The 11407-nt window shown below is 39.5% G+C and carries 6 protein-coding genes, 4 tRNA genes, 3 other RNA genes and 3 pseudogenes; 8 read left to right on the forward strand and 8 right to left on the reverse strand.

Translation table 11 applies throughout. The features are described from left to right. Positions 1-523: DJ-1/PfpI family protein (locus ACFOU2_RS18925; RefSeq protein WP_377917894.1), on the reverse strand; the 523-nt coding region annotated here is incomplete at its 3' end. 411 nt (positions 524-934) lie between these two features. On the opposite strand from ACFOU2_RS18925, the gene ACFOU2_RS18930 reads away from it, so the two are divergent. The 3 genes and pseudogenes from ACFOU2_RS18930 to ACFOU2_RS18940 all read left to right on the forward strand — a co-directional run. After that, on the forward strand, positions 935-1477 hold the full coding sequence (locus tag ACFOU2_RS18930; RefSeq protein ID WP_377917895.1) for a helix-turn-helix domain-containing protein: 543 nt from the start codon (positions 935-937) through the stop codon (positions 1475-1477). Positions 1478-1517: 40 nt separating this feature from the next. Continuing rightward, a pseudogene (locus tag ACFOU2_RS18935) lies at positions 1518-2867 on the forward strand (hydantoinase/oxoprolinase family protein); the annotation flags it as partial. Then, positions 2850-4133: pseudogene (locus ACFOU2_RS18940) on the forward strand (hydantoinase B/oxoprolinase family protein); the annotation flags it as partial. The pseudogenes ACFOU2_RS18935 and ACFOU2_RS18940, both read left to right, overlap by 18 nt. Before the next feature lie 343 nt (positions 4134-4476). Here ACFOU2_RS18940 and ACFOU2_RS18945 read toward each other — a convergent pair. The 6 genes from ACFOU2_RS18945 to ssrS (ACFOU2_RS18970) all read right to left on the reverse strand — a co-directional run bounded on the left by ACFOU2_RS18945 (position 4477) and on the right by ssrS (ACFOU2_RS18970) (position 5338). Next, positions 4477-4558 (reverse strand) — tRNA-Leu (locus ACFOU2_RS18945). Between the two features lie 15 nt (positions 4559-4573). Next, positions 4574-4648: transfer RNA gene (locus ACFOU2_RS18950), tRNA-Gly, on the reverse strand. Positions 4649-4667: 19 nt separating this feature from the next. Further along, positions 4668-4741, reverse strand: a tRNA-Trp gene (locus ACFOU2_RS18955). 7 nt (positions 4742-4748) lie between these two features. Then, positions 4749-4824, reverse strand: a tRNA-Thr gene (locus tag ACFOU2_RS18960). 47 nt (positions 4825-4871) lie between these two features. Beyond that, positions 4872-5136: signal recognition particle sRNA large type (ffs, locus tag ACFOU2_RS18965), an RNA gene on the reverse strand. Positions 5137-5149: 13 nt separating this feature from the next. Then, positions 5150-5338: non-coding RNA, 6S RNA (gene ssrS / locus ACFOU2_RS18970), on the reverse strand. A gap of 176 nt (positions 5339-5514) precedes the next feature. Here ssrS (ACFOU2_RS18970) and ACFOU2_RS18975 point away from each other — a divergent pair. The 3 genes and pseudogenes from ACFOU2_RS18975 to ACFOU2_RS18985 form a co-directional block, all read left to right on the forward strand. Next, positions 5515-5637 (forward strand): annotated as a pseudogene (locus tag ACFOU2_RS18975) (sugar ABC transporter permease); the annotation flags it as partial. A 102-nt stretch (positions 5638-5739) separates the two neighbouring features. Beyond that, positions 5740-7071, forward strand: coding sequence for a xylose isomerase (gene xylA, locus ACFOU2_RS18980; RefSeq protein WP_377917896.1), 1332 nt, complete (start codon positions 5740-5742; stop codon positions 7069-7071). Positions 7072-7137: 66 nt separating this feature from the next. Continuing rightward, positions 7138-8136: a Gfo/Idh/MocA family protein gene (locus ACFOU2_RS18985; RefSeq protein ID WP_377917897.1), complete on the forward strand. Its 999-nt coding sequence runs from the start codon at positions 7138-7140 to the stop codon at positions 8134-8136. A 1851-nt stretch (positions 8137-9987) separates the two neighbouring features. Here the strand turns inward: ACFOU2_RS18985 and ssrS (ACFOU2_RS18990) are convergent. After that, positions 9988-10180, reverse strand: a non-coding RNA gene (ssrS, locus tag ACFOU2_RS18990) — 6S RNA. Between the two features lie 254 nt (positions 10181-10434). Here ssrS (ACFOU2_RS18990) and ACFOU2_RS18995 point away from each other — a divergent pair. Together ACFOU2_RS18995 and ACFOU2_RS19000 are read left to right on the forward strand one after the other, a co-directional pair. Continuing rightward, positions 10435-10575 carry a hypothetical protein gene (locus tag ACFOU2_RS18995; RefSeq protein WP_377917898.1) on the forward strand — a complete coding sequence of 47 codons (141 nt, stop codon included), beginning with the start codon at positions 10435-10437 and terminating at the stop codon, positions 10573-10575. A 193-nt stretch (positions 10576-10768) separates the two neighbouring features. After that, on the forward strand, positions 10769-11176 hold the full coding sequence (locus ACFOU2_RS19000) for a VWA-like domain-containing protein (RefSeq protein WP_377917899.1): 408 nt from the start codon (positions 10769-10771) through the stop codon (positions 11174-11176). The last annotated feature ends 231 nt before the right edge of the window (positions 11177-11407 follow it).

The raw sequence follows: 11407 nt of genomic DNA on the forward strand, positions 1-11407 counted from the left end.
TGAATCCAGGTAGATCCGGCCACGCATGGCCGGAAACAAGATTTTGATGGGTGTGTAATGTTTCATCAATATATGTAGCTCCGCATGCCGTCACATCGGGCTTACAGGCAACATACGCCGTATACTCCCGGCCTTTCATTAAATCCGGAACGATAGATAATACCTGTGCCGCATGACAGATAGCACCGACTGGCTTATTCTCCTCAAAGAAGTGGCGGACAATTTTCGGCAGCGCTTCCTCCAAGCGAATATATTCGGGTGCCCGTCCTCCTGGAATAATCAACCCATCATAGTGGAAGGGATCAACATCAGCAAAAGCTGCATGAGAATCAATGCCATATGCAGGTTTTTCCACATAGGTTTCCATTCCTTCTATAAAGTCGTGACTTACCGTCTGCAGTTTTTTAACAGAAGGTGAAGCGATCGTTACGTCAAATCCCTCCTCTAGACAGCGATAATACGGATAAAAGATTTCAAGCGCCTCTACCGCGTCTCCAGTAACAATCAGCACTTTTTTACTCATGAACATAACCTCCATCCAAAATCATTTTAGTAGTTCAGAAATATAATATTCACTATCATGTTGTTTTATCATCTATCAATTCGACAATTCTGTACTAGTTCCTCCTAAAGAAGATAAGCCCAACCGAACAGTTAATATAATTGATACGCAAATCTTCTTCTGCTTTCAAATATATAAATCTACGAAGACCTTTGTAAGTCTGCTCAAGGTGAGAGAACAGAAAAGTGCAAATAGAAGAAGATTCGATAACAGAGGTTAAAAACTTAAGTTGAACTTATATAGAATAAAAAATATTACAAATATCACTTTAATTTTCAGAACAATCTGTTATTATGTTTTTAATTACAGTATTACTTTAATTCAATTTCAGTAATCGTTTAATTTTCTTGTATTACTTCAAAGGAGTTTATTATGGATGAAATTTACAAAAAAATAAGGGAGTTAAGGCTTCAAAAAGGTTTAACCTTGAAAGAGCTGAGTGAACGAACCGAGCTTTCCATCAGTTTTTTATCACAAGTCGAAAGGGGAGCTACTTCTCTAGCTATCACTTCCCTTAAGAAAATAGCAGATGCATTAAATATAAAGATTTCGGAATTTTTTGATGACACACCTAACGAAAATTATATGGTTAAAGCAAGTGAGCAAAAACCATTTAATATTAAAGGCTCCGAGTTTACCTATGTAAGATTAAATGGTGAGTTTACAGGGAGAACACTGGAACCTATTTTAGTTACTTTAGCACCAAGTCAAAAACAAACACAAAAATATGGCCATTCTGGAGAAGAGTTTTATTACGTTTTAAAGGGATTTGTTATTTTTAACATTGATGGGAAGGAATATGTCATTCGCGAAGGTGATTCCATTCATTTTCCATCCACTTGTCCGCACACGGTTGAAAACCCTTTTAATGAAGAATCTATTTTAATCTGTGTTTTAACTCCAGTTATTTTTTAACTGGATATCATAAATCAGGCTTTCAGAAAGGTGGAGTATTATGCGTGTAGCCACAGATATTGGTGGAACATTCACGGATCTAGTTTATGTCGATGAAGATGGTGAAATTGGAGTGGCCAAAAGCCATACCACACCTCCAAATTTTGAAAAAGGCGTCATCGATGTAATTGAAAAAAGCGGGATTGATCAAACGGCCATCCAAACATTTATTCACGGTACTACTGTTATTATTAATGCTCTAAACGAACGAAAAGGCGTAAAGACCGGATTAATTACAACAAAAGGCTTTCGCGATGTCCTTGAGATTGCGGGAGGGAACCGTCCGGATTTATTTAATGTGCGCTATCAAAAACCTGCGCCGTTCGTTGAGCGCTATTTGCGCCAGGAGATAGAGGAGCGCCTTAACTATAAAGGGGAAGTACTTGTTCCGCTAAATAAAGAGCAATTAAAAGAAATTATAACCTATTTTCAAAAAGAAGAACTCGAAGCAATTGCGGTTTCCTATTTGCATTCCTATGTTAATCCGATTCATGAAATTAAAACCGTTGAATTGATTAAAGAGCTTTGGCCTGAAGTAGCTGTTACTGCTTCACATGAGGTTACAAAAGAATGGCGGGAATATGAGCGGACAAGCACAACAGTGCTAAACTCTTATGTCAAACCGATCGCGGCTTCTTACGTAAATCGTTTACATACGAAACTAATAGAAAATGAAACGGATAGTCAAAATTATATTATGCAATCTAACGGTGGAACAACAACGTTCAATGGTGCAAAGCAAACGCCAATTAATATGGTAGAATCCGGACCGGTTGCCGGGATTTATGGGGCAGCAGTTCTTGGCGATATCATTGGTGAAGAAAATATTATTGTCTTTGATATTGGCGGTACTACAGTTAAATGTTCGCTAATCAATCAAGGAGAAGTAAAGGTGTCTACTGATTATTTCATAGAAAAAAATGAGCGGAGTGCTGGATACCCGATTAAGGTTCCTGTCGTTGACATTGTCGAAATTGGAAATGGCGGCGGATCAATCGCCTGGATTGATGGTGCAGGCTCCTTAAAGGTTGGACCTCAATCGGCCGGTGCTTTGCCTGGACCTGTTGCCTATGGGCTAGGAGGCACTGAACCGACAACTACTGATGCAAACCTTATTACGGGCCGACTTTCACCAGAGAATTTTGATTACGAAGTTGACTTAGAAAAAGTAAAGTCTGCCATAAAGGAAAAGGTTGCTGACCACTTTGGACTGTCAGTGGAAGAAGCAGCATTGTGAATTATTCGTATAGCCAACTCAAATATGTTAAATGCATTAAAGCTCATTTCAATCCGTAAGGGCCATAATCCACGTGAATTCTCGTTAGTCGCATTTGGCGGGGGATCCCATCTCTCTGACGTAGGGCTGGTAATGCCGATTTTCTATGATGGAGAACTTGTTGCCTTCTCAGCAAATAAAGCACACTGGACAGAAGTGGGCGGAAAAGATCCTGGATCTTTTAGCAAACTGCCAAAAGGAACCTATGAAGCAGAAAATTTCATCGATGATGATGGATTTGGAAACGGCCCATTTAAAATAAAAGTAAAGGTAACAATTACGGACGATAAATTTATTGCTGATTTCCGAGGGAGCCATCCCCAGGTACCAGGACCAATTAACTGTTTCTACACTGCCCTTGTTTCAACTGTTCGAGCAATTTTCTTAGCCATTACAAATCCGTCCCAGGATGCAAACGATGGAGTTTTTCGTCCATTGGAAGTGATTGCGGATAAGGGATCTGTTCTTTCAGCCGAACGCCCCGCTCCAGTGTCTATCTATTGGGAAAGCATGCAGGCAGGAGCCAATCTTATTTGGAAAGCTCTTGCTCCTATTATACCGCATAGACTAACTGCCGGTCATCTATTATCGGTATGTGCTGTTGTGTTGTCTGGTTTACACCCGGATACGAATGAACCATTCCTGATTGTTGAACCATCTGTAGGCGGTTGGGGTGCAGCTGAAGGACAGGACGGGGCAAGAGGACAATTCTGTATCGGTGATGGTGAGACATATAACGTTCCGGTTGAGGTAGCCGAAACCAGATATGGAATCATGGTAGACGAATACAGTTTACGTGTAGATGGCGCAGGCGCGGGCGAATTTATCGGCGGATCGGGTGCCGTGAGCTCATACCGAGCGTTAACTGATAACCAATCGGTTTCGGTAACATTTGGTCGCCATAAGTTTGTTCCATGGGGAATTAATGGCGGTAAAGATGGATCAGCCAATGAATTTTTTATTGAAAAAGCAAATGGAGAAGCTGATGGTCCATATGGTATTTACCCAAGATATCCATTAAACACTGGAGATGTCGTTAAACTGGTTACTGCCATTGGCGGAGTCATGATGGCTGATTTCTTCTTTATCCGCAAACAACAATGGGTAGATAATAAAGGTTGGAACTGGATGGCTACCATTGCTCTAGTAGTAGGTACGTTGTTAGGATATTATACACAATATGTACATTCTTTTGGGTTGCTGGCCGTTCAATCAATTATCGCATCAGGATTGGTTTATTTTATGGCAATGAAAATGAAAGCGAAAGTGGCACCAGATCATTTTACTAAAACAATGGAAAAGCAAGGATCTGATTCTGCAAATGAGGCTGGGATCATATAATGGTGATTAAACAGTGATGAATACAACTCATCACTGTTTTTTATCTTAAAAATAACCTATACAAGTTTCTGTCACTAGTTTAAGTTCATATCAAAGCCTGAGTATCTGCGCCTGATTTTGAATAATGTGTTAGGTCAACAGTTATTCTAGACCTTAACCGTAACAATTATGTATATAATTTTATCTACATCAAAAGGGGCCGACTCAAAAGCCTTCGGAGAAGGACAATAATCTAGTTCTTTTGGTGTTGGTTCTTCTAAGGAATATGATGTTAACCAATCATTAGGGGGAAGGTTATAATTAAGCCGTCTAAATTTCTCTTGTTATTTGTGGCACGACATGATACCGGTGGTCGGGGTCGAACCGACACTCCTAATGGAACACGATTTTGAGTCGTGCGCGTCTGCCAATTCCGCCACACCGGCAAATAAAACATGTAATGGAGCGGAAGACGGGATTCGAACCCGCGACCCCCACCTTGGCAAGGTGGGGGTCTACCACTGAACTACTTCCGCGTCAAGGCCATATTCAAATTGGCAGGGGCAGTAGGAATCGAACCCACACCGGAGGTTTTGGAGACCTCTGTTCTACCGTTAAACTATGCCCCTATAAAAATGGTGCCGGCGAGAGGACTTGAACCCCCAACCTACTGATTACGATTCAGTTGCTCTACCGATTGAGCTACACCGGCATATAGTAAGCCATGATAAAAAGGGCTTCTTATGTCCTTTTAAAACACCGTGCACCCACCATTGATATGACCAGCTAAGCGTTACTTGTGCAGTTAGCTCGACCAGGCTTGTCTGCGGCACACAGAAGGATCCACTTATGGCTGCTTCCTTCCGGACCTGACCAGGTTCATGGGTTTCTGTTGCGCAGGACCCGGTTGTCAACACCACTTGCACAAGGCAGACCTTACCTGAACCATACCTCTGGTGGGAGTTCAACCCCGCTAAGGCGGATTGCGGGTTACAGGGCACCGCCATCTCCCCGTCTAGCACGGTATGTATACTCAAGTAATTCCCACCTATGCCGTCCGCCCAATCTGTTTTATGAACCTGCGCTCTCGCAGGTGGGTTTCCGCATGCTGGCGTTCCTGTGATCCTGTTTCACGGACAGGCATGGCATCGGCCAACAGATGTAGGAATCCCGATCAAACAATACGGTTCAAAACAAATAGGGCATGACGTACATCGTAGGATAAGTATTCAATTCATTCAATGTCGTTTGTTGCTGACATAGATTATATTACACCCTATTTTCGTAGAAGTCAACATCTACGAAAATGTTTTTCTTATGTAAAAAATGGTAATAGACATCTGAATGAAAATAAATGTGAACTATTAAAAAGGGAATGATAAGCATTAAGGGGAAGATGGACGGAAAAGGAAAAATTGTTGGTGCACTCATCATGGCAAGTATTGATAATGGCATGGGCATGATGAATATCGAGACGTTCTGGCAATACATTGTGAAAGGCCTGATTCCGATTTTTGCTGTTTGAATCGATATTTCGGGCAAAAAATAATTACTGTGTAATAACATGTGCCAGTGGTTGCCGGCTTATATTTTAACATATAAATTATCTATCTTAGGGGGAAAGGAAATGGCTTATTTTAAAAATGTTAATCATATTCAATATGAAGGACCGACTTCTAAAAACCCGCTTGCTTTTAAATATTATCATCCGGAGGAAAAAATTAATGGAAAAGCAATGGAGGAGCACCTCCGTTTTGCTGTTGCTTTCTGGCACACGTTTACTGGTGATGGAACGGATCCATTTGGGGATGGGAACATGATTCGCCCCTGGAATCAATTTAAAGGGATGGATTTGGCGAAGGCCCGTGTCGAGGCCGCATTTGAACTGTTTGAAAAATTAAATGTACCATTCTTTTGTTTCCATGATGTCGATATTGCTCCTGAAGGAGGTACGTTAAGTGAAACATATCAAAATCTTGATCGCATCGTTACAATGATGAAGGAATACATGAGGACAAGTAAAACAAAGCTTTTATGGAATACAGCCAATATGTTTACACATCCACGATTTGTTCATGGTGCAGCAACATCATGCAATGCGGATGTTTACGCGTATGCTGCGGCAAAGGTAAAAAAGGGGTTAGAAATTGGGAAGGAACTAGGTACGGAAAACTATGTGTTCTGGGGTGGACGTGAAGGTTATGAAACCCTTTTAAATACAGATACGAAACTTGAACTTGACAATCTTGCCCGTTTCTTTCATATGGCTATTGATTATGCAAAAGAAATCGGATTTACAGGTCAATTTTTAATTGAACCAAAGCCGAAGGAGCCGACAAAACATCAGTATGACTTCGATGTGGCAACAGGCTTGGCTTTCCTGCAAAACTATGGTTTACGGGATCACTTTAAGTTTAATATTGAAGCAAACCATGCCACATTAGCGGGGCATACATTTGAACATGAACTTCGGATGGCACGTATTAATGGAATGCTTGGTTCTGTCGATGCGAACCAAGGTGATACATTGCTGGGATGGGACACAGATGAATTCCCCACAGACTTGTATTCTACTACACTAGCAATGTACGAGATCTTAAAAAACGATGGACTTGGAAAAGGCGGCTTGAACTTTGATGCTAAGGTAAGAAGGGGTTCATTTGAGCCTGAAGATCTTTTCTATGCTCACATTGCAGGAATGGATAGTTTTGCAATTGGTTTAAAGGTTGCTCAAAGATTGATTGACGACAACGTGTTTGAGGATTTAATTTCTGAACGTTATCAAAGCTTTAAAGAAGGAGTTGGGCGCGACATTGTGGAAGGCAATACCGACTTTTATAAACTAGAGGCGTACGCGCTGCAGCTTGGAGATATTAAGAACTTTTCTGGAAGACAAGAACGTTTAAAATCAATCATCAATCAATATTTATTGGATGTGCATAGAAATGTAACTGTATAATGCATGAGCTAACCAAGAAATTAAATGAGGGGTTAAAAGAATTTCGATAACAAAGGGGAGAACATCATGGAAAAAGTACGTTGGGGGATTTTAAGCACGGCCAATATTGCCCAAACGATGGTCATTCCAGCTATCCATAGATCCAAGAACGCAGAGGTTATTGGAATTGCAAGCAGAAGCATAAAAGCAAAAGAAGTAGCGTCTCAATTAAATATTCCGAAATCATATGACACCTATGAAGCACTGCTTCAAGATCCTGATATTGATGCAGTGTATATTCCTCTTCCTAATCACTTGCATAAAAAATGGGTAATCGAGGCAGCTAATCACGGCAAGCATGTTCTGTGTGAAAAGCCAGCAGCTTTAAATGCGGAAGAAACAATCGAAATGATCAAGGTATGCCGTGAAAAAAATGTTAAATTTATGGAAGCGTTTATGTACCAATTCCATCCGCAGCACAAACGTGTAAGAGAAATTATTGCATCAGGCGAGATCGGAGAGGTAAAGCTGATGCGTTCAAGCTTTTCCTTTTACCTTGACCAGAGGGAAGAGAATATTAGAATGAACAAAGAAATGGGAGGGGGCAGCATTTATGATATCGGCTGCTACTGTATTCATGCGATTCGGAATGTGTTAGGTTCAGAGCCGTCAAAGATAGAAGTGTATGGTGAAATAGATCCTTTATATGGTGTCGATATGTCAGCGATTGCTTATTTGAAGCTTAAAAATGGCGTGAATGCGATTTTTGATTGCAGTTTTGATATGGTGCTTAGGCAGCAGTATGAAATTGTAGGTACAGAAGGCCAAATTTTCGTGCCAAGATCGTTTCGCCCAGACTTAAATGGTGGAGAAGGAGTGATCATTGTTCAAAGAGAAACAGAAGAGCGAACCGAAAAAATCCCAGGTGACATTTATGTACTTGAAGTTGAACATTTCTCGGAGATTATTTTAGAGGATGGCCAGCCCTTCTATTCAGCCGAAAACGTGATTCAAAACATGCGTGTTATTGACGCATGCTATCAATCAATAAAAAACAATGTTGTGAATTTGGCAAATTCGAATTGACACCGTTTAGGAGAAATAGCCATACTGCTACTAACCTGAAAAATGAATATTTATTATAAAAAGAAGGCTCCTTTCTGCACAAAGGAGTCTTTTCGCATGCGCTCGGCATGGGTGTAATCTATTATAGTGGAAGAGTCGATGTCCCAAAGGTTAATGATACCCTGGCACGGGTTAGATTCCACAGACTCTATTTGTATGACTTCAAATGATATTACCTATTGGGATTTTAAAAGAGGTAACCCAATTGACTTTAAATTTGGTTTTCTTCTCCGAAATCAATTCCCATTTCATTGGCAAGGGTTAAACATTCTAAAGGAATATATCTGTGTCTCTCTGATGAGTACTCACCATTACTGTCAGGATGGCAGGGTGTGTATCTACCATGGAGACGAACAATTGGATGTGAGTGGGTGCGATTTCATACTAGTCAAAAATCAAACTCTTTACCCCAAAAGTGATTCAATCATAAGGGGAGCGATTTCAAGTAGCATTCCAACAGGTAAGAATGTCCATTTGAGAATCCAGAATTTTAACGATTTTAGGACGTGCAGAAACTATGGCTACAGCCTTTTTGTAAAACGCTACGAAGAGTTATATAAGATTTTTGAACATGTTGTCGGGTTAGATGAATCTCCAAAATCTAATCTACACTAGTAAGTAGGTACAACAATCAGAAAAATAAACAAAAAACCAAAAAAAATATAAAAACCAAAAAAAATATAAAAAAACGAAAAAACGGGGGCAAGGGAAGGGGAAAAAACAGAAAAAACATATATTTTTTGTATTCCTTTTTCCGAAATTAATCAAAAAAAATATGTTTTTTATAAAAATCTAAGATAAGAAGTGAAACTCAGTGAAAAAATTCAAAAAAAGCTTCTGAAATTATGAAAGAATGCATGGAAGAAAAGTTGTATGGGGAGTTAAAATCCAGAGAGAAAAACTCGAAGGCAATTAAGCAATGTTTACGTAAGACTTTTGAGAATAGTGATGAAAAAAGACACGAATTTGTGAAGGAAAACTTGGTCGTAAAATTTGTTGCAAAAAACGAGTATGAGACGAATGATCAAGAGTTATTAGATTTTCTCTACAATTTAGGATTGCTCCATCTTGGGACAAAGATTAACCCCAAAGTTATGGGAGGGAATTAGGAGATTCTGTCGTCTATAGAAGCATATGAGCTGCCCATTAGGTATTATGTGAAACCAGCCCTTAATCGGGAAGGAAAGAATTTGGTGAACAGCACCGCTTCAACCAGTTTAAGCACATTCGAGAGGTGAATCTAAATTTTATCGTTATGCCGCTGGATGAAGAAAGAAGAGTTTCCCAACTGTATTTTCAGCGGCTAGTTGAAGCCTCACAACGTAGGTTAAAAAAGAAGTGATCTGAGGTGATAACTTATGTATGCAGAGGAAAGCAATTCCTATTTTTATGGTGTCGTGCCAGTTGTTATCCCCCCTTTAGAGAAAGAAAAAGAAGAAAGGATAAGAAAGTCTGCTCTTTCTTCTTTTTCTTCTTATAAGGGTAACTTTAATGTAGAAGAATGTAACGAAAATGATTTAGTGGAATCTCAGCTTTTTCTCGTAAATAGCTGGGAACGGAAAAATGCTTCTAATGGAAATCCCTTTTTGAAGCTCAAACTAAGCAACAATAACGGCAACGTCAATGCTCAAACATGGGATAACGTTGAACTATACAAAGAAATGCTTGAATCTACCTCTTTCGTTAAAGTGACGGGGAAAATCAAACAATTCATGGAAGTTTTCTTTATCCTAACGTTCGTTTACATGTTTTTCAGGGATAAAACAAAAAAGCCGATCCCTAAATGGAACCGGCTTGCTGTTATCATAAACAGAAAATGCCGCGTTTGCCGTTAATTTAGTATAATGAAGTTTTAAACCACCACTCCTAAAAGTGGGTGTTCGCAGAAACGTTTCTGCCGTCCTCTATCCATAATGGGAGGCATGGCATTCCGGTTTCAATATAAAACTCCCTATATCAGCTTAAAGGTTAAAACTTATTATCATCACGTACAACGCAGCTTGTATATACATATTACAAGATAAAACTCTTATTTGCAAGAGTAATAGTTTATCAAAATGACATTAAGGTGTGAGTTTATGCATGTTGTGATTTTTAGTCCTCAGAAAGTCTTGCCGCTTTTGCATGATTTTCATTTACCATTCTTATTTCTCTCCTCTTTACTATTAATATGTTCGCAAAAAGCAAGGGAGATACATGAGGGGAAAAGAGTAAAAAGTGTCATCAAGGTTACATTAAAAAACGGGGAGGTGATGAATCATGGCTCGCGGAAAAAATAAGGTTCAAAAAATCAATAATCCCGATGCAGCAGGTCTTGGTATTCCAGAGGTCGCGGCACAGATAGAGGTAACAGGATCGAGGAATGAAAAAGAAAGTCGAAAAGGTGGCGGCCGGAAATAGCAGTAGTCATAATGATAAGAGTCCGAGATGAAAAAAGGTTTTTTAATGGCGGCATTTTCTTTATTCAACTAAAGGATTAAAGAGAATAGAAAACCTTGAGCAGACAGAAAAAATGTCTGAAAGCTTTGATCATATTTCCGTAAAATCAATCTACAATAAGAGTGTTAAACTACATTATGGGGGTTGATCAAACATGAGATGGCAGAAATCTTTGCTTGCAATGCTGAAGGAAAGAGAAAATAAATCCATTGCCTTAGCAATTGACACGTCACAGCTGCCCGCTCGGCCAATGCTCCTTCAAAACATTGTTAAACTGTTTCAGGAAGTGAGACCGGATACGATGTTAGTGCAGGCTGATTTTAAAATCCGGAATGTTTCCCCTATTGGAACCGCGAAAATTAAATATTACAAACACGGAAAATCTTCTTACACAGAAGTATTTGAATGGGCTGACCAGGAGAAGATTGACACTGTTTTTTATATTACTGATGTAACAGGTTATTTTTATGAAGAACTAAAAGTAAATGCTGAAGTATTTTGGCTTATTCCGGATGAGTACTTGCCAAGAGTTCCATTCGGCAAAGCGATCCGTGTTGCATAACGATAAACTGTTATTAAAAACTAATATTAGATAAAAGTGAGCAGCTGTTTTTCTTGAGGGAAGCTAATCTTTAATGGACCCTTAACTTAGTATAGGCGGAAATTAGTTGTGATTAAAGATGGGCTGAAAATGTGGCTGACCCATAAGTTCAAAAAAATGATGGGTTTTATGTTTTATGCAAAATGGACCGTTAATCAAAACCCTTGGTATTACTGGATTTATATAACGGTC

The organism is Bacillus songklensis, from assembly GCF_042649685.1.
GTDB classification, from domain to species: domain Bacteria; phylum Bacillota; class Bacilli; order Bacillales; family Bacillaceae_H; genus Bacillus_BA; species Bacillus_BA songklensis.